This is a genomic window from Pseudogulbenkiania sp. MAI-1, assembly GCF_000527175.1.
In the GTDB taxonomy this organism is placed as follows: domain Bacteria; phylum Pseudomonadota; class Gammaproteobacteria; order Burkholderiales; family Chromobacteriaceae; genus Pseudogulbenkiania.
Genome location: NZ_AZUR01000001.1, coordinates 352,023 through 375,154 on the forward strand (window position 1 = coordinate 352,023; position 23,132 = coordinate 375,154).

At 65.6% G+C, this 23,132-nt stretch carries 20 protein-coding genes; 10 read left to right on the top strand and 10 right to left on the bottom strand.

Annotated elements, in window-relative coordinates:
- Positions 1-57 precede the first annotated feature (57 nt).
- Genes pdxA through PSEMAI1_RS0101585 form a run of 3 tightly spaced genes read right to left on the bottom strand, consistent with a single transcriptional unit; the run spans position 58 to position 4,525 of the window.
- Complete coding sequence (gene pdxA, locus PSEMAI1_RS0101575) at positions 58-1,041, bottom strand: 4-hydroxythreonine-4-phosphate dehydrogenase PdxA (protein ID WP_024301183.1); 984 nt, start codon at positions 1,039-1,041, stop codon at positions 58-60.
- Positions 1,038-2,324, bottom strand: a complete 1,287-nt coding sequence (locus tag PSEMAI1_RS0101580) for a peptidylprolyl isomerase (protein ID WP_036986163.1) — start codon at positions 2,322-2,324, stop codon at positions 1,038-1,040. The genes pdxA and PSEMAI1_RS0101580 overlap by 4 nt, the downstream gene beginning before the upstream one ends.
- Complete coding sequence (locus tag PSEMAI1_RS0101585) at positions 2,321-4,525, bottom strand: LPS-assembly protein LptD (protein ID WP_024301185.1); 2,205 nt, start codon at positions 4,523-4,525, stop codon at positions 2,321-2,323. The genes PSEMAI1_RS0101580 and PSEMAI1_RS0101585 overlap by 4 nt, the downstream gene beginning before the upstream one ends.
- Positions 4,526-4,598: 73 nt before the next feature.
- Here PSEMAI1_RS0101585 and amgK point away from each other — a divergent pair, with 73 nt between their 5' ends.
- The 7 genes from amgK (at position 4,599) to PSEMAI1_RS0101620 (ending at position 10,148) form a co-directional block, all read left to right on the top strand.
- Complete coding sequence (gene amgK / locus PSEMAI1_RS0101590; protein ID WP_024301186.1) at positions 4,599-5,639, top strand: N-acetylmuramate/N-acetylglucosamine kinase AmgK; 1,041 nt, start codon at positions 4,599-4,601, stop codon at positions 5,637-5,639.
- Positions 5,636-6,337, top strand: coding sequence for an N-acetylmuramate alpha-1-phosphate uridylyltransferase MurU (murU, locus tag PSEMAI1_RS0101595; protein ID WP_024301187.1), 702 nt, complete (start codon positions 5,636-5,638; stop codon positions 6,335-6,337). The genes amgK and murU overlap by 4 nt, the downstream gene beginning before the upstream one ends.
- Positions 6,334-6,864, top strand: coding sequence for a crossover junction endodeoxyribonuclease RuvC (gene ruvC, locus PSEMAI1_RS0101600; protein WP_024301188.1), 531 nt, complete (start codon positions 6,334-6,336; stop codon positions 6,862-6,864). Before murU ends, ruvC begins: the two co-directional genes overlap by 4 nt.
- A gap of 88 nt (positions 6,865-6,952) precedes the next feature.
- A complete protein-coding gene (gene ruvA, locus PSEMAI1_RS0101605) occupies positions 6,953-7,546 on the top strand; it encodes a Holliday junction branch migration protein RuvA (protein WP_024301189.1) in 594 nt (197 codons plus the stop codon).
- Positions 7,547-7,549: 3 nt separating this feature from the next.
- Positions 7,550-8,329 (top strand): NYN domain-containing protein, encoded by a 780-nt coding sequence (locus PSEMAI1_RS0101610; protein ID WP_024301190.1) that lies wholly within the window; start codon positions 7,550-7,552, stop codon positions 8,327-8,329.
- A 152-nt stretch (positions 8,330-8,481) separates the two neighbouring features.
- Positions 8,482-9,516 (top strand): Holliday junction branch migration DNA helicase RuvB, encoded by a 1,035-nt coding sequence (gene ruvB / locus PSEMAI1_RS0101615; RefSeq protein WP_024301191.1) that lies wholly within the window; start codon positions 8,482-8,484, stop codon positions 9,514-9,516.
- 239 nt (positions 9,517-9,755) lie between these two features.
- On the top strand, positions 9,756-10,148 hold the full coding sequence (locus PSEMAI1_RS0101620) for a hypothetical protein (RefSeq protein WP_024301192.1): 393 nt from the start codon (positions 9,756-9,758) through the stop codon (positions 10,146-10,148).
- Between the two features lie 318 nt (positions 10,149-10,466).
- Here the strand turns inward: PSEMAI1_RS0101620 and proB are convergent, their stop codons facing one another.
- The 3 genes from proB to PSEMAI1_RS0101635 all read right to left on the bottom strand — a co-directional run bounded on the left by proB (position 10,467) and on the right by PSEMAI1_RS0101635 (position 14,631).
- Positions 10,467-11,585, bottom strand: coding sequence for a glutamate 5-kinase (proB, locus tag PSEMAI1_RS0101625; protein ID WP_024301193.1), 1,119 nt, complete (start codon positions 11,583-11,585; stop codon positions 10,467-10,469).
- A gap of 93 nt (positions 11,586-11,678) precedes the next feature.
- Entirely contained in the window at positions 11,679-13,208 is a 1,530-nt protein-coding gene (locus tag PSEMAI1_RS0101630) for a hypothetical protein (protein WP_024301194.1), read from the bottom strand.
- A 73-nt stretch (positions 13,209-13,281) separates the two neighbouring features.
- Positions 13,282-14,631 carry an adenosylmethionine--8-amino-7-oxononanoate transaminase gene (locus PSEMAI1_RS0101635; RefSeq protein WP_024301195.1) on the bottom strand — a complete coding sequence of 450 codons (1,350 nt, stop codon included), beginning with the start codon at positions 14,629-14,631 and terminating at the stop codon, positions 13,282-13,284.
- 292 nt (positions 14,632-14,923) lie between these two features.
- On the opposite strand from PSEMAI1_RS0101635, the gene PSEMAI1_RS22110 reads away from it, so the two are divergent.
- The 3 genes from PSEMAI1_RS22110 to PSEMAI1_RS0101655 all read left to right on the top strand — a co-directional run bounded on the left by PSEMAI1_RS22110 (position 14,924) and on the right by PSEMAI1_RS0101655 (position 19,236).
- Positions 14,924-15,349: a pilin gene (locus PSEMAI1_RS22110; protein ID WP_024301196.1), complete on the top strand. Its 426-nt coding sequence runs from the start codon at positions 14,924-14,926 to the stop codon at positions 15,347-15,349.
- A 152-nt stretch (positions 15,350-15,501) separates the two neighbouring features.
- The gene (locus PSEMAI1_RS0101650) at positions 15,502-17,349 is read left to right on the top strand and encodes a PglL family O-oligosaccharyltransferase (RefSeq protein WP_156943072.1); all 1,848 of its coding nucleotides are present in this window, start codon (positions 15,502-15,504) and stop codon (positions 17,347-17,349) included.
- A gap of 105 nt (positions 17,350-17,454) precedes the next feature.
- Complete coding sequence (locus tag PSEMAI1_RS0101655; RefSeq protein ID WP_024301198.1) at positions 17,455-19,236, top strand: PglL family O-oligosaccharyltransferase; 1,782 nt, start codon at positions 17,455-17,457, stop codon at positions 19,234-19,236.
- A gap of 233 nt (positions 19,237-19,469) precedes the next feature.
- Here the strand turns inward: PSEMAI1_RS0101655 and rpoH are convergent, their stop codons facing one another.
- The 4 genes from rpoH to ftsY form a co-directional block, all read right to left on the bottom strand.
- Positions 19,470-20,333 carry an RNA polymerase sigma factor RpoH gene (gene rpoH / locus PSEMAI1_RS0101660; RefSeq protein WP_024301199.1) on the bottom strand — a complete coding sequence of 288 codons (864 nt, stop codon included), beginning with the start codon at positions 20,331-20,333 and terminating at the stop codon, positions 19,470-19,472.
- Positions 20,334-20,468: 135 nt separating this feature from the next.
- Positions 20,469-21,377 (bottom strand): permease-like cell division protein FtsX, encoded by a 909-nt coding sequence (gene ftsX, locus PSEMAI1_RS0101665; RefSeq protein WP_024301200.1) that lies wholly within the window; start codon positions 21,375-21,377, stop codon positions 20,469-20,471.
- Positions 21,374-22,027: a cell division ATP-binding protein FtsE gene (ftsE, locus tag PSEMAI1_RS0101670; RefSeq protein WP_024301201.1), complete on the bottom strand. Its 654-nt coding sequence runs from the start codon at positions 22,025-22,027 to the stop codon at positions 21,374-21,376. Before ftsE ends, ftsX begins: the two co-directional genes overlap by 4 nt.
- A 17-nt stretch (positions 22,028-22,044) precedes the next feature.
- On the bottom strand, positions 22,045-23,127 hold the full coding sequence (gene ftsY, locus PSEMAI1_RS0101675) for a signal recognition particle-docking protein FtsY (RefSeq protein WP_024301202.1): 1,083 nt from the start codon (positions 23,125-23,127) through the stop codon (positions 22,045-22,047).
- Positions 23,128-23,132: the final 5 nt, after the last annotated feature.

Genomic DNA, 23,132 nt, shown 5'->3' on the forward strand with positions numbered 1-23,132 from the left:
AGATTGTCGGACAGGATCGGGACCTGTTTCATCCGCCGACGCGTGCCGGCGGATTGGTCAGTGCGACTGATGCGCGGCCAGCGTTTCGGCCAGGGCCAGCGCCTCGAACAGGCTGCCGGGGTCGGCACGGCCGCTGCCGGCGAGATCCAGCGCGGTGCCGTGGTCGACCGAGGTGCGGATGATGGGCAGGCCCAGCGTGACGTTGACGCCTTGGCCGAAGCTGGCGTGCTTGAGCACCGGCAGGCCCTGGTCGTGGTACATCGCCAGCACCGCGTCGGCCTGCGCTAGCTTGTCGGGGTTGAACAGGGTGTCGGCCGGCAGCGGGCCGGTCAGATCCATGCCGGCGGCGCGCAGGCCGGCCAGCACCGGTTCGATCACGTCGATTTCCTCGCGCCCCAGGTGGCCGCCTTCGCCGGCGTGCGGGTTGAGCCCGGCCACCAGGATGCGCGGCGCGGCGATGCCGAACTTGCCGACGAGGTCGGCATGCAGGATTTGCAACACCTCGGTCAAGAGCGCCGGGGTGAGGGCGTCGGGCACCGCGCGCAGCGGCAGGTGGGTGGTGGCGAGCGCCACGCGCATGCCGCCGCCGACCAGCATCATCACCACGCGCGGGGTGCCGGTCTGCTCGGCGAGGTATTCGGTGTGGCCGGAGAAGGGCACGCCGGCATCGTTGATCACGCCCTTGTGCACCGGCGCGGTGACCATGGCGGCGAATTCGCCCGCGACGCAGCCGGCGATGGCGGCGTCTAGCGTGGCCAGCACGTAGCGGCCGTTGGCGGCGTCGAGCACGCCGGGGCGGCTGGGCGCGGCGAGCGGCACGTGCAGCACTTCCAGCGTGCCGGGGGCCGGCTCGGCCTCGCGCCGGTAGTCGGCCAGCGTGAGCGGCAGGCCGAGCAGGCGCGCGCGCTCGGCCAGCAGGTCGCGGTCGGCGATCACCACGCGCCGGGCCGCGGCGGGAACATCGGCCAGCTTCAGGACCAGTTCGGGGCCGATGCCGGCCGGTTCGCCGGCGGTGACGGCGATGACGGGGACGCGGCTCACTTTTCTTCCAGGCGCTCGTCGACGAAGGCCGAGTCGCGCAACTGGCGCACCCAGTCGAGGTAGGCCTCGTCGATCTTGCGCGCGCGGATCTGCTGCTTGACCAGCAGCTTCTCGCGGTCCTGCGCCACGTCCTGGGTGCGTTTGCCCTCGACCTTGATCAGGTGCCAGCCGAACGGCGAGCGCACCGGCTCGGACAGGGTATTCAGCGGCAGCGAGGTCATGGCCTGTTCGAAGGCCGGCACGGTGTCGCCGAGGTTGACCCAGCCCAGGTCGCCGCCGCGGGTATTGCTGGCGTCCTCGGAGTAGAGCTTGGCCATTTCCTCGAAGCTGGCGCCGCGTTCGATGCGGTCGCGGATCTGCAGGATGCGGGTCTTGGCGTCGGCTTCGGACACCGCTTCGTTGGTGCGCACCAGGATGTGGCGCGCATGGTATTGCTCCACCATCAGCGGGGCGTCGCCGCTGCGCTTTTCCTGCAGCTGGAAGATGAAGAAGCCCTGTTGGCTGCGGATCACCCCGGTATGGGCGCCGGCTTTCATCGTTTCCAGCAGCTTGGTGAACTCGAGTGGCAGGCTGGACGCCGGGCGCCAGCCCAGATCGCCGCCCTTGAGGCCGTTGGGGGCGTCGGAGTAGGCCGCCGCCACCTTGGCGAAGGGCTGGCCGGCATCCAGCTCCGCCAGCGCCTTCTGTGCCTTTTGTGCCAGCGCGTCGATCTGCTTGGCGTCGGCGCGTTCCGGCACGCTCACCAGGATGTTGGCGAGGCGATACTCGGAGCGGTTGGCGGTCTGCTCGCTTTTCAGCACCTGCTCGACCTCGGTGTCGGTGACGGTGACGCGCGACTCGATCTCGCGTTCCTTGAGGCGGGCCAGCAGGATCTGGCGGCGGATCTGCTCGCGGAAGCTGTCGAACGCCACGCCTTCCTTGGCCAGTTGCTCCTTCATCGCGTCGAGCGTCAGCTTGTTCTGGCCGGCCAGCCGCTCCAGCGTCTGCTGCAGATCGCCGTCGCTGACGCGCAGGCCGTTGCTGGCGGCGTACTGCACCTGGACCTCTTCGGTGATCATCTGTTCCAGCACCTGGCGCGACAGCACGTCGGGCGCCGGCGGCGTCACCTTGCGCGCCTCCAGTTCCATGACAGTTTCCTTGATGCGCTTTTGCAGGTCGCTCTCGGTGATGGCGCTCTTGTTGACGACGGCGACGATGCGGTCCACCGGACGCACCGGGGCCGCGTTGGCCGCGCCGAGGGTGGTGGCAATCAACAGGGCAAGCAGGGTTTTCTTCATGGTCATTGGCGTATGTCGTTGATTTTGCTGTAGCCGGGAATGGCCAGCCGCAGGGTGTCGACCGGGTTGCTGCCGATACCGCCGAGGTCTTTCAGCTCCAGTTGCAGGTAGACGGCATTCTTGGTGGTGTTGCTGTCGGACACGTAGCGCTGGCCGACCAGGCGGGCGGTCCAGCAGCCGTCGTTGTACTCGACGCCGGCCAGTTGCTCCAGCGCTTTCTTGTCCTGCAGCGAGTAGTTGTAACGCGCCACGGCGTACCACTTCTTCGCCAGCGGCCACTGGCCGGCGACGTCGACCTGGCGCAACGGGCCGAGCGTGCCGCCGACATCGGTCAGGCGGTCGTAGCGGTAGCGGATGCTGGCGGTCTTGCCGGGCTCGGGGGTGTAGAACAGCTGCAGGTTGTACTGCTCGGTCTTGGACAGATCCTGGTTGTGCTGGTACAGGCTGTCGAAGCGCCAGCTCGGGGTGATCTGGCCGCCGGCGCTTAACAGCAGGTCGGAGCGCTGGCTGCTGCGTTGGGTGGTGGTGCCGTTCAGCGTCAGGTCGTCCTTGCTGAAATAGAACACCTGCCCCGCCGACAGCCTCAGCTGCTCGATGCCGCTCTGGGCGTCGAGGTAGCGGGTGGACAGCGCGGCGGTCAGCTGGTCGGCGCCGTTGATGCGGTCGGAGCCGGAGAAGCGGTTCTCGCTGAACAGCTGGGCGAAGTTGATGTCGTTTTCCGAGGTGTCGAAGTTGGGCAGGTCGTTCTGCTGCTTGCTCGGAATGTTCAGATAGTAGAGCCGGGGTTCCAGCGTCTGGGTGTAGCTGCTGCCGAACAGGGTGGTGGGCCGGTCGAAGTAGAGGCCGGCGTCGGTGCTGAAGATCGGCAGGGTGCGCGTCACCTCGCGCGATTCGGTGCTCCCGAGGGCATCCAGGCTGTAGCGGGTATAGTGCACGCCGGCCTTGGGGCGGATGTAGCCCCAGCTCTGGTCCAGCGACCAGGTCACGCTGGGGTAGCTGACCAGGCGGCTGCCTTCCTGCTTGGTGGGGTGGGTGAAGCGGGTCAGCTCGGCCTGCAGATTGGCCGACAGCCCCGCGCCCAGGTCCTGGTTGGCGCTGGCGCTGAGCTGCGGCAGGCGGGCGTAGGGCTCCTCGACCAGCGCGTCCGGATCCTGCAGCGTCTGGTAGCGTTGCGCCTTGAGCTGGGCGTTGAAGGTGCCGCTGTCCCACTCCTTGCCGTAGCCGAGCCAGGCTTCGCGAACCAGGTTGGTGCTGGAGGCGATGTCCTGGCGGTTGCCGAAGTCGTCGAAGTAGTCGTCGTCGGAGACGTAGTTGGCGTTGTAGCCGGCGCCGAAGCCGGCGCCGAGGTTCTGCGTGTGCTTGGCGCGCCAGGCGTAGCGGCTGCGCCCGGCCTCCTTGTCGTCGGGTACCTGGGCCGTGGCGATCTCACCCTGGTAATCCGGCTGCAGGTAGCGGAACTCGGCACCGAGCATGGCGCCGCGTTTCTCGTTGTAGCCCGGCGTGATCGTGGCGTCGTAATTGGGGGCGATGTTCCAGTAGTAGGGAACGCTCAGTTCGGTTCCGTTGCTGCCGGTCTTGGCGATGGGGGCGAGGATGCCCGATTTGCGGCCCCCGTCGAGCGGGAAGTCGATCCACGGCGTGTACAGGATCGGCACGCCCTGGAACTCGAGCCGGGCATTGCGCGCCACGCCGACGTTCTTGCCGTAGTCGAGGTCGATGCTGGAGGCCTTGAGGTACCAGGAGTCATCGTCAGGACTGCAGGTATTGGCGCGTGCCTGCAGCAGACGGTACTTGCCCTTGCCGAGGAATTCGGCGCGTGTGCCGTCGCCGCGGAAGGAGCGCAGGCCCTCGGCGGCGGCGAAGTCCGGCTGCTCTGCGGTGCCGGTGCGGTTGGCCAGGTCGTAATCGATCAGCGTGCCGGAGACGCGGCTGCCGGCCTGGGTCAGCGTGAAGTGATCGCCGGCGCGGGCGCGGTTCTTGGCCTGGTAGTACTCCAGCCAGTCGGCCTTGAGCGTCTGGTCGTCACGGCGCACCACCACGTTGCCGCGGGCCTTGATTTCCACTTCCATCTGGCCGCTGAGCTCGTCGGCGCTGAGCTGAGTCTGTCCGGGGGCGGGAGGGGTGTTCAGCTCTTCGGCCTGGACCGACGACAGGGAGAACGCGGCGGCCAGCGCCAGCGCCAGCGGGGTGGGTTGTAAACGTGCCATGCACAAAGCCATATCTCGGGGGCAATCAGCGGTATAAAATCGCACAATTCTATCAGCACCGCAACGAACCGACATGCAACGATTGGAACTGCTCAAGGGCTGGCTCGCCGGCCTCTTTCCCGACACTGAGCTGGCGGTGGAGTTCGCCGCCGCCGACGCCGATTTCCGCCGCTACTTCCGCGTCACCCTGCCGGACGGTACCACCCGCATCGTGATGGATGCGCCGCCGGACAAGATGAATACCGATGCCTACGTGCGCGTGCGCGAGCTGTTTTCGATGGTGAACGTGCCGGAAATCCTGGTGCGCGACCGCGAGCAGGGTTTCATGCTGCTCGAAGACCTGGGACGCGTAACCTATCTCTCCGCCCTGCTGCACGACGAGCGCCCGGTGGTGCACCAGCATCTGCTGCTGGAGGCCATCGACACGCTGATCGAGATCCAGAAGGCGAGCCGTGCGGGTGAACTGCCCGAGTACGACGAGGCGCTGCTGACGCGCGAGCTCAACTTGTTCCCGGAATGGTTCTGCGCCAAGGAGCTGGGCCGTCCGCTCAACTACGCCCAGCGCCAGTTGTGGGACGCCGGCGTCAAGGCGCTGCTGCCGCCCTTGCTGGCGCAGCCCAAGGTGTTCGTGCATCGCGACTTCATCGTGCGCAACCTGATGCTGACCCCGGGCAAGCCCGGCGTGCTGGACTTCCAGGATGCGGTGTACGGCCCGATCAGCTACGACCTGGTGTCGCTGCTGCGCGACGCCTTCATCGAATGGGACGAGGCTTTCGTGCTGGACCTAGTGGTGCGCTACTGGGAGCGCGCGCGCGCCGCCGGGCTGCCGGTCCCGGCCGATATCGACGTATTCTGGCGCGATGTCGAGTGGATGGGGGTGCAGCGCCACCTCAAGGTGGCCGGCATCTTCGCCCGCCTCTACCACCGCGACGGCAAGGACAAGTACCGCGGCGAGATTCCGCGCTTCCTCAAGTACCTGAAGAAGACCACGCGTCGCTATCAGGAGCTCTCGCCGCTCTACCAGTTGCTGGTGCAGCTGGTGGGCAAGGACGAGGACGACGACAGCCTCGGTTCGGTGTTCAGCGCCACCCGTATCGTGGCGGACGACGAATGAGGGCGATGATTCTCGCCGCCGGGCGCGGCGAACGCATGCGCCCGCTCACCGACCACACGCCCAAGCCGTTGCTGCCGGTCGGCGGCGAACCGCTGATCGGCTGGCACATCAAGCGCCTGCGCGAGGCCGGCATCGACGAGATCGTCATCAACCACGCCTGGCTCGGCGAGCGTATCGAGACGGCGCTGGGCGACGGCGCGGCCTACGGCGTGCATATCGCTTACTCGCGTGAGGGCACCGCGCTGGAGACTGCCGGCGGCATCGCCACTGCCTTGCCCTTGCTGGGCGAGGAGCCGTTCGTCGTGATCAACGGCGACGTGTTGACCGATATCGACCTGGCCGCGCTCGCTGCCGAGGCGGCACGGCTCGACGGCAAGCAGAGGCTGGCGCATCTGCTGCTGGTGCCCAACCCACCGCACCATCCCGGCGGCGACTTCGGCCTGCTGGGCGACGGCCGGCTGTCGGCCAGCCCGGCCGACGGCGTGGCGCTGACCTTCTCCGGCATCGGTGCCTATCATCCGGCACTGTTCGCCGCCACACTGCCGCACCAGCCGGCCAAGCTGGCGCCGCTGCTGCGCGCGGCGATGGCGGAGGGCCGGATCAGCGGTGTGCGCCACGATGGGCTGTGGCTCGACGTCGGCACCGCCGAGCGCCTGGCCGAAGCCGACGCCATCGCCCGCGGCTGGGCCGGGCGGTGAGCCGGCGCATCCTCGGCATCGACCCCGGCAGCCGCATCACCGGCTTCGGCGTCATCGACGTCATCGGCCAGCAGCGCCACTACGTCGCCTCCGGCTGTATTCGCACGCCGCAAGGCGCGCCGCTGGCCGAGCGCATCAAGGTTATCGTCGACGGCCTGTTCGGCGTGGTCGACACCTACCGGCCGGGCGAGGCCGCGGTCGAGCAGGTGTTCGTCAACGTCAACCCGGCCGCCACGCTGATGCTGGGTCAGGCGCGCGGCGCGGTGCTGGCCGCGCTGGTGTTGAAGCAGCTGACGGTGGCCGAATACACCGCGCTGCAGGTCAAGCAGTCGGTGGTCGGCCACGGCAAGGCGCCCAAGGAGCAGGTGCAGGCGATGATCGTGCGACTGCTGCACCTGTCCGGCACGCCGCAGGCTGACGCCGCCGACGCGCTGGCAGTGGCGCTGGCGCACGCCAACCACAGCCACGCCGCCGTCGCCGCCTTCACCCGCCAGGGGCTGAGGGTGAAGGGCGGTCGGCTAGCCTGACATGACCGGCTCAACAAGCCGCGCCGACTGTGGCAGCATGACGGCCTGATGCCGGCCTTCGGCCAACCTTCTATTATCTGGATATCCCATGATCGGACGCCTTACCGGCCAGCTCATCGAAAAACTCCCGCCGCAGATCGTGGTAGACGTCGGCGGGGTCGGCTACGAAGTCGACGTTCCGATGAGCACCTTCTATCAACTGCCTGCGCTGGGCGAGAAAACCACGCTCTACACCCACCTGGTGGTGCGTGAGGATGCTCATCTATTGTTCGGCTTCGCCAGCAAGGGCGAGCGCGAGACCTTCCGCCAATTGATCAAGGTCAGCGGTATCGGCGCCAAGATCGCGCTAGCCGTGCTGTCTGGCCTGAGTGCCGACGAACTGGCGCTGGCGGTAGCGAGCGAGGACCTCAAGCGTCTCTCCAGTGTGCCGGGCATCGGCAAGAAGACCGCCGAGCGGCTGGTGCTGGAACTGCGCGGCAAGCTCGCCACCGGCGGCGCTGTCACCACCCCGGGCGGGCTGGCGTTCGCCGCTACCCCGGACGACAAGAGCGATATCGTCAATGCCCTGCTGGCACTGGGCTACAACGACAAGGAAGCCGCCGCCGCCACTAAGGGCCTGCCGCCCGACGTCACCGTGAGCGATGGCGTGCGTCTCGCGCTCAAGAGCCTGATGAAAGGATAAGACATGGCCAACGTCGCGGTACTGATCGATGCCGACAACGTCTCGCCGGGCTGGATCGAGGACGTGCTGGAAGAGGCCGGCAAGCTCGGCGTGCTGGCTTTGAAGCGCGTCTATGGCGACTTCAGCCGCCACGACAAGGCCTGGCGCGAGCTGTGCGCGCGCTTCGCCATCCATCCCGTCCAGCAATTTCCCAATACCAAGGGCAAGAACGCCTCTGACATCACGCTGGTGATCGACGCCATGGACATGCTGCACTCGGGCCGCTATCAGAGCTTTTGTCTGGTCTCCAGCGACAGCGACTTTTCGCGGCTGGCCACCCGCCTGCGCGAAGACGGGCTGGAAGTGTGGGGCTTCGGCGAGGAGAAGACGCCATCGGCTTTCGTCAATGCCTGCAGCAAGTTCGTCTACGTCGAAGTGCTGGGCATGGTCGACGAGGCCAAGGTGGACGAGGTAGTGGGCAAGGGCGACGAAGCCAGTCGCAGCGCCGCCAAACCCCCTCTGCCTGCCCGTGTGCTGCGCCCGCTGGACAAGAAGCTGCGTGCACAGTTCCAGAAAGGCATCGAGAGCATGGACGACGACGAAGGCTGGGCCGATCTGGGCGGGGTGGGCAGCCTGTTGGGGCAGTGGATGCCGGATTTCGATCCGCGCAATTACGGCTTCGCCAAGCTGTCCGAGCTGGTGGTGAAGTCGGGCTGGTTCGAGGTGCGCAAGGCCAGCAGCGGTCGTGGCGGGGTCTCCATCCGGCTGAAACAGGGCAACGGCGTGAAGAAAGCCGGCAAGTAGCCGTGCCATGTTCGTTCGACCACGCCGCTCTCCTGAGCGGCTTTGTTTTTTGCGGCCAATCCCTCGCGGCCAGAATGGCGGCCTCCGCCGTCGTGACGCTCCCACCTATGGAGCAGTGGTAACATCACCGGATTGATGTTCAAGACCATGCCATGATCGAAACCGACAACCTGATCGGCGGCGCGCCCGAGCGCCGCCTCGTCACCCAGCAGTCGCTGTCCGCGCAGGAAGAGGCGCTGGAACGCGCGCTGCGCCCCAAGGCGCTCGACGACTACGTCGGCCAGAAGAAGGCGCGCGAGCAACTGGAAATCTTCATCGAGGCGGCGAAGAAGCGCGGCGAGGCGCTCGACCACGTGCTGCTGTTCGGCCCACCCGGTCTCGGCAAGACCACCTTGGCGCACATCGTGGCGCGCGAGATGGGCGTCAACCTGCGCCAGACCTCGGGGCCGGTGCTGGAGCGCGCCGGCGACCTGGCCGCGCTGCTGACCAACCTCGAGCCGCACGACGTGCTGTTCATCGACGAAATCCACCGCCTCTCCCCGGTGGTCGAGGAAATCCTCTACCCGGCGCTGGAGGATTACCAGATCGACATCATGATCGGCGAAGGGCCGGCGGCGCGCTCGGTCAAGATCGACCTGCCACCGTTCACCCTGGTCGGCGCCACCACCCGTGCCGGCATGCTGACCAACCCGCTGCGCGACCGCTTCGGCATCGTCGCGCGGCTGGAGTTCTACACCCCGGAAGAACTGACGCGCATCGTCAGCCGCTCGGCCGGCTTGCTGAACGTGCAGCTGGGCGAGGACGGCGCGTTCGAGGTGGCTCGCCGCTCGCGCGGCACGCCGCGCATCGCCAACCGCCTGCTGCGCCGCGTGCGCGACTATGCCGAGGTCAAGGCTGACGGCGTGGTGACCGCCGCCGTGGCCGATGCCGCCCTGGCGATGCTCGACGTCGACCCGGCCGGGCTCGACGTGATGGACCGCAAATTGCTTGCCGCCATCCTGGAGAAATTCGCCGGCGGACCGGTGGGCCTCGACAACGTGGCGGCAGCGATCGGCGAGAGCACCGACACCATCGAGGACGTGATCGAGCCCTATCTGATCCAGCAGGGCTATCTGCAGCGTACCCCGCGCGGGCGCATGGCCACGGCGCAGGCCTACCAGCACTTCGGCCTGCCGCTGAAGGACTGATTCACGGGAAACGGCATGAAGCTCATACTGATCATCAAGGCCGGCACACCTTCGCCGGAAGCCGCCTGCTGGCGCGCTTTGCCGCGCTGCTGTCGGTGGTATGAGGGGCGGCAGGGCGTGGCAGGGGCACGACAATCTGTCGCCGATTGGCCTCGGCGTTGAAAGACGCCATCGAATCCGCCCGGCTGAGCACGTACAATGCGTGCCAGTCATGATGACTGACAACAAGGGGAATTTGCATGTTCTTTGCATTGCTTGCGGCGACGTTCCTGGTGGCGCTGGCCGCCTCGTTGCTCACCGCGAAGTTTTTCGACGGCGCGGTCAACCGCATCCTCAGCCGCATCGTCGGCGACGAAATGGCTGACGCCTGGCGCAAGTACCTGCGCTTCGCCATCGTGGTGGTCGGGGTCTCCGGCGGAGTAAGGCTGTGGGAACTGGAAAAATACGTCACCGCCACGCGCGAATCGTCGGCGCTGGAACTCAACGGCATGCGCTGGACGCTGGAAATCTACCGCACGTTGATCGAGACGTTGCAGTCGGTGGCGTGGATGATGCTGCTGTTCTTCCTGTGTTCGATGATCGCCTACGTCATCGTGCGTGCCATCGAACTCAAGCACGGCGCTCAGGAGTAGCAGGTAGGGCGGGTTCGGCTCGCAGCCACAACCCGCCGCAGGTGGCTGCTGTGCCGGCCTGAACAGAAAAACGCCGCCTTCCCGACCGGGAACGCGGCGTTTTGTCATCATCGGGGACGTAGGAACGTAGGATGGGTGAAGCGAAGCGTAACCCATCGGTGATGTCGACGGCCGGGGCGCGTTGGTGCCTCCCTCCATCTGAAGTCCGGGCGAGCTCAATCCGGCCTACGCTGTCCCAAGGGTTCCTGGCGATGAATACGACAAGGCCCCTGTCCGTGGAGGAGCAGGGGCCTTGTGCCATTTCCAGCGATGAGGTCGTTACAGCGCCACCATGTTGTCGCGGTGGATCAGCTCCGGTTCGACCAGGTAGCCCAGGATGCCCTCGATCGCGCGCGTCGGCTTCTGCATGATCAGCCGCGCCTCGTCCGAGCTGTAGTTGACCAGCCCGCGCGCCACCTCCACGCCGCTCTCGTCGACGCAGGCCACCGCCTCGCCGCGCAGGAAATCCCCCTCCACGCGCAGCACGCCGATCGGCAGCAGGCTGCTGCGTTTCTGCCGCACCGCCAGCGCGGCGCCGCTGTCGAGCACCAGCCGGCCGGTCAGGATCAGGTGGTCGGCCAGCCACTGCTTGCGCGCCGTCATGCGGCTGGTCGGCGCCAACAGCTGGGTGCCGATGGCTTCGCCGTCGGCGAGCCGCGACAGCACGTTCAGCTCGCGGCCGCAGGCGATCACCGTGGCGGCCCCGCTGCGCGCCGCGCGCTTGGCGGCGAGGATCTTGGTCAGCATGCCGCCGGTGCCGACGCTGCTGCCGGCGCCGCCGGCCATCGCCTCCAGCTCCGGCGTGCCGGCCACCGCCTCGTGCACGAACTCGGCATCCGGATGCTTGCGCGGATCGGCGGTGTAGAGGCCCTGCTGGTCGGTCAGGATCACCAGCGCATCGGCCTCGATCAGGTTGGTCACCAGCGCGCCCAGCGTGTCGTTGTCGCCGAAACGGATCTCGTCGGTCACCACCGTGTCGTTCTCGTTGATGATCGGCACCACGTTGAGGTTGAGCAGCGTGGTCAGCGTGGAGCGGGCGTTGAGGTAGCGGGTGCGGTCGGTCAAGTCCTCGTGGGTGAGCAGCACCTGCGCGGTCTGCAGGCCGAATTCGCGGAAGGCGCTCTCGTAGGCCTGGCACAGCCCCATCTGGCCGACCGCGGCGGCGGCCTGCAGCTCGTGCACGGCCTTGGGCCGGCTGCCCCAGCCCAGGCGCTGGCAGCCTTCGGCGATGGCGCCGCTGGAGACCAGCACCACCTGCTTGCCGCGCCGCTTGAGGTCGGCGATCTCCGCCGCCCAGCGCGCCAGCGCCGCCAGATCCAGTCCCTTACCGTCGTTGGTGACCAGGCTCGATCCCACCTTGACCACCAGGCGACTGCCCGCATGAATGACCGATTGCATGAAACCCCACTCGCAAGGAAAGAATACGGACCCGCCAGTATGCCGCAAATCGCCCCCGACCTGAAGCACGCCCACGGCGGCGGCCGGACGCGCTCAGAAATCCTCGCTGCGGCGGTACTCCATCGCCTGGTACAGCGGCGTCTGCAGCTCGACCCGGGTGACGCGGATGCGCGTTTCGCCCTGGGCATCGCGCAGCAGGAATTCGCGCAGCCGCGAGAACGGCCGTCCCGGCAGCACCAGCAAGGCCGGGCGGCCGAGCCGGGGCTGGGCAGGCAGGTGCAGCGCCGGCTGGAACGTGGCGTCCTGGTGGGTGATGGTGGGCAGCACCTCGACCGCCTCCGGGGCCGGGCCAAGCAATTCGACGCCGCATTCCACCTCGTTGCCGCCTGCCGCGGCCGAGGCCCAGCGTACCGCGCACAACTGGCGGTGGTCCGGCTGTAGCTGGGGTGACAGCAGCAGTAGTTCGCCGGTACGCAGCGGCTGTCCATCCGGGTTGCCGCGCAGCAGGAAGCCGAGCTGGCTCTGGTTAACGGCCTGGAACAAGGCGGGGCGGGCGGGTCGGCCCAGCACCGGGATGGGACTGTCCTCCGGCGTCTCGGCCGGCGCCGGGCGCAGCGTCAGCCAGATCGGCAGCAACTGGGCGGTGAGGGTCAACCACTGCTGGGCCGGCTGCCGCGGCTGGCGTCGCCGCTTCGGTTGCGTCCACTCTTCGGCCAGCTTGCGCGCCACTTCCACGGCCAGGTCGGCGGGGATGGCCGTGCCGTTCGCCAGCTGGCGCGCCAACGGCTCGGCCTGCTGTTGCAGCGTTTCGATGACATCGCCCAGATAGACCCAGAACTCGCCGCTGGCCGCCACCTGCGGTTTGAGCGGCAAAAAGTGCGGCGGGGCGTCGCGCGCCGGGTCGACCTGATAGCCGAAGCCTTGCGCCTTGGTCAGCCCGGCCAGGGGGATCAGCTCGATGCGGGGTGCCAGCCGGAAGATCAACGCCATGGCCGCCATCATTTCGCTATCGGCCAGGTGCTTGCCGTCGGTCAGGCCCATCAGCAGAATCTGCCGGTACACCACGGCGATGGTCTCGGCCGGTGCGTGGCGGCGCTCCTGCCAGCCGGATTCCACGGCCAGCTGGTAGAGCTGATGACAGTCGTGCCAGAAGTGCATGGGCAGATCGGTGTAGCATTCCATGGCCAGCTTGACCTGCAGGCGCGCGGTCAGCAAAGCCAGGCAGAGCAGTTCCACCTTGGGTTGCTCCCGTTCCAGCAGCGAGCGTTTTTCCAGCCGTTCCACCAGCGTGCGCTTGAAGCCGGCGAACAAGGCATCGAACAGCGCCATGCCCAGACGGGCGGCCTGACGGGCCTTGCCCGAGCTGACGACCTCGTCGCTGACGATCTGGGTTTCCAGCACCGGAAAGAAGCGGTCGAGTGCCGCCAGGTAGAGCTTCAGCAGCTTGTGCCGGGTGCCAACCGCTACCGGGGTGCGGCTCAGGCTCTGCAGGGCAGTGAGCAGCAACTGGCCACACTCGTCGATACGGGTGTAGGGGAGGCGCTCCAGCCAGTCGGCCACGCTGTCAGGCTGCAGGTCGACCAGCTTGGGGTCCATCAGATTGTCCGGTAGGCGCAGTTGCATGGGGAACCCCAGTCTCATGGCAACAAGGGAGTGATCCTGCAATGCTATTGGTATCGGCCGGCCTTGGCAATTGCTACGGCAAGGGCGGGGCGGGCCGTGCTTCCTCCGGCTGTGCCTGTTGCAGTTCGTCCAGGGTGTCGAGCGTGGCCCGGCACAGTAGCGCCATTTCGGTGTCCTCAATCACGTAGGGCGGCATGAAGTACACCGTGTTGCCGATCGGTCGTACCAGGCAGCCCCGCTGCAGCATGGCCGAGAAAAACGCCACGGCAAAGTCGCGGCGGCCTGTTTCGACCTCGAACGCCCAGATCATGCCCTGCTGGCGGAACTGACGTACCTGGGGATGCACCCGCAGCGGTGCTAGCAGCTCATTGAAGCGAGCAGCCCTGGCGCGGTTCTGCGCCAGCACGTCCTCCTGCTCGAACAGGTCCAGCACCGCCAGCGCGGCGCGGCAGGCCAGCGCGTTGCCGGTGTAGCTGTGCGAGTGCAGGAAGCCGCGCGTCACGTCGTCGTCGTAGAACGCCTTATAGACGCTGTCGGTGGTCAGCACGCACGACAGCGGCAGGAAGCCGCCGGTGATGCCCTTGGACAGGCACAGGAAATCGGGGCGGATGCCGGCCTGCTCGCAGGCGAACAAGGTGCCGGTGCGGCCGAAGCCGACCGCGATCTCGTCGGCGATCAGGTGCACCTGGTAGCGGTCGCACAGGCGCCGTGCTTCCTCCAGGTAGGCGGGGTGGTACATCGCCATGCCGGCCGCGCCCTGCACCAGCGGCTCGACGATCAGCGCCGCGATGCTGTCGGCCTGCTTGGCCAGCACGTTCTCCAGCGCCCGCGCGGCGCGTCGTGCTACGTCCTCCGCCGTCTCGCCGTCCTGGGCCTGGCGGGCGTCCGGCGTCGGCACGCGGATGCCGGTCTTCAATAGCGGTGCGTAGGTCGATGAGAACAGCGGCACGTCGGTGACCACCAGCGCGCCGATGGTCTCGCCGTGGTAGCTGTTTTCCAGGCTGAGGAAGCGCGTCTTGCCGCTCTGCCCGCAGTTCTGCCAGTAGTGGAAGCTCATCTTCAATGCGATTTCCGTCGCGCTGGCACCGTCCGAGCCGTAGAAGGCGTGGCCAAGACCAGTAAGCCCGGCCAGCCGCTCCGACAGTTCGATCACCGGACGATGCGTGAAGCCCGCCAGCATCACGTGCTCCAGCGTGTTGAGCTGATCCTTGATGGCGGCCTTGATCGCCGGGTGGCCGTGGCCGAACAGGTTGACCCACCACGAACTGACCGCATCGAGATAACGCTTGCCGTCGAAATCGGTCAGCCACACCCCCTCGGCGCGGGCGATCGGCACGATGGGCAGCGTTTCATGGCGCTTCATCTGGGTACAGGGATGCCAGACGGCATGTCGGCTGCGGGCCAGCCAGTCTTGGTTGCTCATGGGGAGAGGCTCTGCGAAAGGTTCGATGAACCGGATGCTAGCACAGCCTCCGACTAGAGGAGCGCTGGTGGCGGGGTGACGAAAAGCGTCACTTTCTGTCGTGTGCCGTCCCTTCTTGACGGCGGGTATGGCATTGGAGTAGTCAGAATTCAAGGGTTTGGCTCACCTGGCATGCGTATTGCAAGAATGGGCCTCGAAACGGAGTGACACGGACCAGAAATCGGCCGACGACTCCATTCAGTGCAGTCCGGCCGCCGTCGGCCTTGATATTCAACCATCTGGGGGTTCAACCATGAACAAATCCATGCAACAGGGCTTTACCCTGATCGAACTGATGATCGTGGTCGCGATCATCGGTATCCTCGCCGCGCTGGCGATTCCGGCGTATTCCGACTACACCGCCAAGTCGAAGGTGAGTGAGGCGTTGACGCTGGGTGATGGCTTCAAGACCAAGGTGGCGCTGGCTCTGGGCGAATCCGGTACCTGCGATCCTGGTGGCTCTGCGGCCAGCACCACCGGCAAGTATGTGAGTGCCATCGCGTTTGGTGGCACCGCCAGCACCTCGGCCTGCACCATTACCATGACTATGGCTAGCACCGGGGTATCCACCATTGATAGCGGCACCATCGTATTGACCTCGTCTCCGGCCGGTGAGTCGCTGAATTGGACTTGTTCTTCGGCTATCCCTGATAAATATATACCGAAAACTTGCCAATAATCGGCATGGTATTTGATCTCAAGCCCTGCGGCCTTTTGGCGCAGGGCTTTTTCATATTGTTGTTTGGTGGCATGGTCGGCCATCGCATCGTGATAATCCGCTACCAGCACGGCGACTAAGGTACTTCTTGCCGCTGCTCTTTGGAGAAAATCTTGTCCAGCGCTTTTCATCGTTTTCCCATGTTGCTGGTCGCACTGGCTTTACTACTGCCCTTTTTGTCTCCATTGCAGATTTACCCGCTAACCGACTGGTGGAAGGATCATCTGGCCACCGGGCTGATCGCGCTGGCCGTGCTGCTGCGCCTGCTGGGCAGGGTGGGTAACAGGGAGTCGCCAACCGTGCCACTGGCGCTGCTGTGTAGTTGGGGCTTTGCATTGTTTATGGTGCTGAGCTTCGCGCAGCTGGTACACGACTCCTATGTGGTTCGATCGTTGTCGCCGCTTGTGTTCTTGGTCATCGCTTCGCTGGCGGGCTATGTGTTTTTTGTCGAAGCCCAATACCAGGGACGCCAGAACGTGGTGGTATTGCTGGCTCGGGTGCTGTGGATCGGTGCACTGTTGCAGGCTGTGATCGGACTACTGCAGGTAAGCGGGATGGCGCTCCAGGTGCCGGGCGTGCTTGTTGATCGAGCCAGCCCGACCGGCAACATCATGGGCAATATCGGTCAGCGTAACCAGTACGCTCACTATCTGGGCTGGGGCATGGCGGCGACTTGTTATCTATTCTCGGTCGGTAAGTTGCGCAACTGGATATTCCATCTATCGGCACTATTACTGGCCTTGCTGATGGCGTGGAGTGGGTCGCGGTTGGTGTTGGCCTACGGCGGTGGTTTTATCCTGCTGGCGTTGCTCTGGCGTTTCCGGGCGGATGCTCTGACCGAGGCCGGGCAACGTACCAGACAGCTAGCCAAGGCTTTGTTATTCGCTTGTGCTTATATCGTGTTAACCCAGTTGCTGCTGGAACCGCTCAGCTATTTGCTGCACGCCTTGGGCTGGCAAGTCAACGGAACCAGCGGTGCCGGACGACTATTGGAGGCTGGTTTTGGTGCACGGCGCCGTGTTGAATGGAGTAAAGCCTGGCAGATGTTTTTGGCTCACCCATTGTTTGGTATTGGCTGGGGTGGTTTTGCCTATCAAAGTGTCTGGCTGGAGGCATTTGGTCGCCAAACACGGTTTGTCGAGAGCGTGCTGTTTACCCACAGCCATAATCTGTTTGCTCAGTTGCTGGCCGAGACCGGCCTGATCGGTACCGGCATTGTCGTTACCGCCTTGCTCTGGTGTCTGTTGCCGTATTTTCGCAAAAACCAGGTAACAGCCGAGAACCTGTTGTTGATCAGCCTGGCGATGGTGACGCTGGGACACTCTATGTTTGAGTATCCTTTGTGGTATCTGCCATTCTTGTGCGGATTGATGATCGTGCTGTCCTTGTCGCCAATCAGTGGAGTGACGTTGAGTGTGCGCCCACTGCTGCAACGTGTGGCCTCAGGTGCAGTTTGCCTGTTGGCAGCGTGGTATCTGGTGACAGGGGCCTCGGTGTTTTTTGACTTGGCCCAGTGGAAAATACGAAGCCCGGAGCCACAGGTGAATGAGCAGCGTGTTGCCGCTTTAGTGGCGTTGGCACGCAATCCCTTGTGGACTTACGAAGCGGAACAGCAGCTATCGACCTATCTACCCTCGGATCGTCATCAGCTGGCGCTTAAGAGAGAGCTATTTGAGCGGTTGGTCGCGTATCGTCCTTTCCACTATCAACTATCCCAATTAGCTATTCTTCGTGCACTGGATCATGACCCCGCCGGCGCCCGTGAAGCGATGGCCATGCGCATTGCTGCGTATCCGGATAGTGTGGGAAGTATCCAGGCATACTTGCAGACACGCTCCGAACCGGAAATGCAACCGCTCCGCGAAATGGCCGAACGCGCCTTCAAAGCCTACCAGCAAGGAGGTGCGGAAGCGGCGGCGCGTACTGCCTCCCAGCCTGAAACGCACAAGGTGCTGTTTTGAGCCATTGTCGTGAATGATCGGATGAAAGCCGGGAACCCTCCCGGCTTTTTCCTTCCCCGCCGCTTTGCGCTATGCTGCGCGCTTGTGTTTACTGACCCATAACCCATGTCTCCCTCCCGACTGTTTCCTCGTCTCGCCCTCCTGAGCCTCGGCCTGATCACCGTCGTTCCGTTCGCCTCACGCTTCCACTATGTGCCCTTGCCACAGTGGTGGGGGGAGATCAACGTGGTGTGGCTGACCGTGCTGGCCGCGGTGCTATTGCTGGTCGGGCAGGCTGGGCTGTTCGAGCGACTGCCGCGTGCGGCGCTGTGGGCCTTGTTGGCGGCATCGTGTTGGGCGTTGCAGCCGCTGCTGGTGCCGACACTGTTTCCCGGCATGAGCTGGGCGACGGCGTTGGCCTGGACGAGCATGGCCTTGTTGGCTTGCGTCACGGTAACGCTGCGCGAGCGCTTCGGTCTGCGTGAGCTGACGACGTGGCTGGCGTGGGCCCTGCTGACCGGGGCGCTGATCCAGTCGCTGATCGGGGCGGCCCAGCTGACCGGCCTGGCCGAGGCCATGGGCGGGCTGCTGTTCTACGACCGGGCGCACCCGACCACCAATATCTTCGGCCACATCGGCCAGCGCAACCAATTTGCTCATTATCTGATGTGGGGCGTGGTGGCCGGCTGTTATCTCCACGCTGCCGATCGTTTGCCGGCGCGCTGGCTGTGGGGGCTGATGGCGTGGCTGGCGCTGCTGCTGGCCTGGGCCGGTTCGCGCACCATCCTGCTCTACCTGCTGGCCTTGTCGGTGCTGGCCTTGGTGTGGCACTGGCGTATCGGGGAGGATGCCTCGCGCCGCCTGCGCAACGTGCTGTGGGGCAGCTGTGCGCTGATCCTGGCGGCGCAGTTCCTGTTGCCGTGGGCGAATCAGCTGGTGTCGCTGCTGAGCCATACGAGCGTCGGCGGCGCCTCCGGGCTGGAGCGGCTGGCCGCCAACGGCGACGGCATGGGCTCGCGCCGTTTTGCCGAGATGCACAAGGCCTGGCTGGTGTTCCGGGCGCATCCGCTATGGGGCGTGGGCTGGTCGCAGTTCGCGGCCGAGAGCGTGCGGCTGCAGACGCTGCCGCAGTTTGCCGCCGCCGGCTTCAACAGCGGCCTGTTCACCAACGCCCACAACCTAGTGCTGCAACTGCTGGCGGAGATGGGGGGCGTGGTGACGCTGCTGGTGTTGGGCGGCTTCGCCTGGGCGGTGTGGCCGTATTTCCGTCAGCGTGCCGAACTGGAGCACGTGCTGCCGCTCGGTGGCCTGGCGGTGACGCTGATCCACAGCCTGCTGGAATACCCGTTGTGGTACCTGTACTTCCTCGCCGTGCTGGTGATGTTCATGGCGCTGGTGCCGGGGCAGGGCGTGCGGCTGGCGCGGCCGGCGCGGCTGCCCTTGTGGCTGGGCGTGGCGGCGTTGGGCTGGCTGTCGCTGGCGGCGCTTCCGCGCTATAACGAGCTGCTCGGGTTGTATACGCCACAGGGCAATGCCAAGGCCAATGAAGTGCGTGTGGCGCGGCTGGCCGAGATCGTCGAGACCGAACCGCTGTTCGCCTTCCACGCGCTCAATACGCTGGACAACTACCTGCAGCCGACGCGCGAGCAGCTGCCGGAAAAGCGGCGCTGGCTGGCGCGGCTGGCGGCGTTCCGTCCTTATCCCGACGTATTGCTGAAAAAGGCCCAGCTCGAGGCGCTAGCGGGGGACGAGGCCGCGGCCGAAGCGACGCTCGGCACGGCGCTGGCGTCGTTCCCGACCTACGCGCCGTCATTCCTGAGCGAGTTGGGGCAGCGTGAGCCTGCCTGGGAGGGCTTGCGCCGCGTGGCGGAGGATGCCCGTCAAAAGCTGCCGCCGCAGTACCGTTGAGCCGGGGATTTTGCGGGGGCATCAAGAGCGTTGGCCATGTCCCCCCTGGTTGTGCCAGGTCAGGCGTAGGATGGGTGGAGCGTAGCGTAACCCATCACCTCATCGCATGGTTTGGCATGGTTTGATGGGTTACGGCATAAACGCCTTCCCCCATCCTGACAGGGCTCAAAAGGACAACGCCCCGCATTCGAGAGCGGGGCGTTGTCCTGTACGGGATGAGGCGTGTGGCGCGATCAGGCGTCGATCACGTCCCGTTCGCTCAGTGCGGTTTTCATCTTAGTCAGCGCCTTGGCCTCGATCTGGCGGATGCGCTCGGCCGACACGCCGAACTCGGCCGCCAGTTCGTGCAGCGTGGAACCGCTGTCGTCGGCCAGCCAGCGCGCTTCGATGATGCGGCGGCTGCGCGCGTCGAGCGACGCCAGCGCCTGCTCCAGGCCGGCGGTCTGCAGGTGATCGAAGGCCTTCTTCTCCAGCTGGCGCGTCGGCTCGTGGTCGGAGTCGGCCAGCCAGTCGATCGGGGCGAAGCCCTCCTCATCGCTGTCGTCGGCCAGCAGCGCCACGTCCTGGCCGCTCATGCGGGTTTCCATTTCCAGCACTTCTTCCGGCTTGACACCCAGGTCGTCGGCGATGACGCGCGCCTCGCTGTCGGTCAGCGCGGCAAAGCTCTTCTTCATGCTGCGCAGGTTGAAGAACAGCTTGCGCTGCGGCTTGGTGGTGGCGACACGCACCAGGCGCCAGTTGCGCAGGATGAATTCGTGAATCTCCGCCTTGATCCAGTGCACGGCGAAGGAGAACAGGCGTACGCCGCGGTTCGGCTCGAAGCGCTTCACCGCCTTCATCAGGCCGATATTGCCTTCCTGGATCAGGTCGGCTTGCGGCAGGCCGTAACCGGCATAGCCGCGGGCAATCGATACCACCACGCGCAGATGCGACAGCACCAGTTTCTTGGCCGCCTCCAGGTCGTTCTGGGCATGCAGGCGGTTGGCCAGCTCGTTCTCTTCTTCTGCGCTCAGCAGTGGCACGCTGTTCACGATCTGGATGTACTGCTCCAGACTGCCGCTGGATGAGGGGACGGGCAAGGCAAACGTTGCGGTCATGGATTAACTACCTCCTTGATGGGTAGTGCAATGCTAGCACTCGGATTGGTCGAGTGCTAGCCAGAAAAAGTTCCGATTCAGATGTATTTTTCAATCGGCCCGATAGCCGGTTTCTTCAAATACGGAAGCCCAGGCTCAGCGCGGCTCGATCTGGCGTAAGTGGTGATTCGCCGCCAGCCGCGCGCCGAGCATGGCCAGCGCGCCGGTAGCAGCGAGCATCGCCAGCAGTTCCAGCGGGGCCAGCGTGCGCAGCTCCAACTGCTCGTTGTAGAGCCGGGCGAATTCGCGTACTGCCGGGTTGGCCGACGCCACCAGCCAGCCGGTCAATCCCCAGGCGATCAGCCCGGCCAGCACCCCTTGCCACAGCGCGTGGTAGAGGAAGGGGCGGCGGATGAAATTGTCGGTGGCGCCGATCAGCTTGGACACCTCGATCTCGTCGCGATGCGCCAGGATCTGCATGCGGATGGTGTTGTGCGTCACCAGCACCAGCGCGAGGCCGAGTGCCGCGCCGAGGAACAGCGTCAGGTGGCGCGTCAGCTCGACCATGCCGAACAGGCGCTTGGCCCAGTTGGCGTCGAACTGGGCGGATTCGACCATTGGCAGGCCGGACAGCTCCTTCTGCAGCATCTCCAGTTCGCCAGGCTCGAGCGTCTTCGGGGTGATCACGAAAGCGTCCGGCAGCGGATTGCTGTCCAGTCCCTCGGCCAGGCCGTCGAGGCCGTTGCGCTTTTCCAGTCCGGCCAGGGCCTCGGCCTTGTCGACGAAGGTGAACAACTTCACCTTGGGATGGCTGGCCAGCGAGCTCTTCACCGCCGCGAGGTCGGCGTCTTCGGCCGACAGCTCCATGAACAGCGAGATCTGCGGCGTCGCAGTGAGCTTGCCGACCCAGGCCTGGGTACTCTCGACGGCCAGGTAGAGCGCGATCGGCAGCGCCAGCGCCACCGACAGCATCAACAGGCTGAGCAGGCTGCCGAACGGCTGGCGCAGGATCTTGACCAGCGCCTGGCGGGCACTCAGCGCGTGCAGGTAGAGAAAGTGCTTCATGCGGCGAACTGTCCTTCCCTCAGGCGGATGATGCGGCGGCCGTAGTCTTCCATCAGCGTCTCGTCGTGCGCCGAGATCACCACCGTGACCCCGACCTGGTGGAACGACTTGAACAGCTCCATGATGTCCAGCGCGTAGGCGCGATCGAGGTTGGCCGACGGTTCGTCGGCGAGCAGGATGGCCGGCCGGTGCACCACGGCGCGGGCGATGCACAGCCGCTGCTGTTCGCCGCCGGAGAGGTGGATCGGCATGGCCTTCTCCTTGCCGAGCAGGCCGACCTTGTCGAGCGCGGCGCGCACGCGGCGGGCGGCGTCGCGCCGCTCGAAGCCGATGATGTTGAGCGGCAGCATGACGTTGTCGAACACCGGGCGGTCGAACAGGATCTTGTGATCCTGGAACACCAGGCCGATGTGCTGGCGCACGTAGGGCAGCTGGCCCGGACGCAGCTTGGAGAGGTTCTGGCCGTTGACCAGCACGCCGCCGCTGGTGGCGCGCTCGATGCCGGCGATCAGCTTGAGCAGCGTCGACTTGCCGGCGCCGGAATGGCCGGCCAGGAACACCATTTCGCCGCTGTCGATGGCAAACGAGAGATTCTTCAGGGCCTCGTTACCCCCGGGGTAGCGCTTGGTCACCTGGTCGAACTGGATCATGCGGATGGGTCCCCTTCTCAGTCGAACAGCGCGTCGACGTAGTCTCTCGCATTGAACGGACGCAGGTCGTCGATGCCTTCGCCGACGCCGACGAAACGCAGCGGCACCGGGTTCTGCTTGGCGATGGCGGCGATCACCCCGCCCTTGGCGGTGCCGTCGAGCTTGGTCAGGATCAGGCCGGTCAGCCCCAGCGCCTCGTCGAACACCTTGACCTGGTTGATGGCGTTCTGGCCGATGTTGGCGTCCAGTACCAGCATCACCTCATGCGGCGCCTCCGGCAGCGCCTTCTGGATCACCCGCTTCACCTTCTTGATCTCTTCCATCAGGTGCAACTGGGTCGGCAGGCGTCCGGCGGTATCGGCCAGCACGATGTCGATGCCGCGCGCCTGGGCGGCCTTGATGGCATCGAAGCAGACCGCTGCCGAATCGCCGCTCTGCTGGGCGATGACGGTGACGTTGTTGCGCTCGCCCCAGGCGATCAACTGTTCGCGTGCGGCGGCGCGGAAGGTGTCGCCGGCGGCCAGCAGCACCGACTTGCCCTGTGACTGGAAATACTTGGCCAGCTTGCCGATGCTGGTGGTCTTGCCGGCGCCGTTGACGCCGGCCATCATGATGACATAGGGTTTGCGTCCGGCGGTGTCGAGCGGCTGCTCCAATGGGCCGATCAGGTCGTTCAGCGAATCCTTCAGCGCCCCCTTCAGCTCGGCGGCGTCTTTCAGGCCCTTGAGCGACACGCGCTCGCGCACGTCCTTGAGCAGGTGCAGGGTGGCGTCGACCCCCATGTCGGCGGTCAACAGCACCGTCTCCAGTTCGTCGTACAGGTCCTCGTCGATCTTGCCACCGCCGAACAGGCCGGCCAGCGACTTGCCGAGCTTGTCGCGGGTCTTCGACAGGCCGGCCTTGAGCCGTTCGGTCCAGCTCAGCTTCTTGGGCGGGGCGGGCTCGGCCGGAACCGGGGCGATGGCCGGGGCGGACGGAATCTCCGGGGGCAGGGAGGCATCGGGGATAAGCTCGGTGGCGCTGACGGTGTCGGGGGCGGACGTTTCGCTGCTGGCCGGGGTGGCCGGCGGCGCAGACTTCTTCTTGAAGAAACTAAACATGCTGG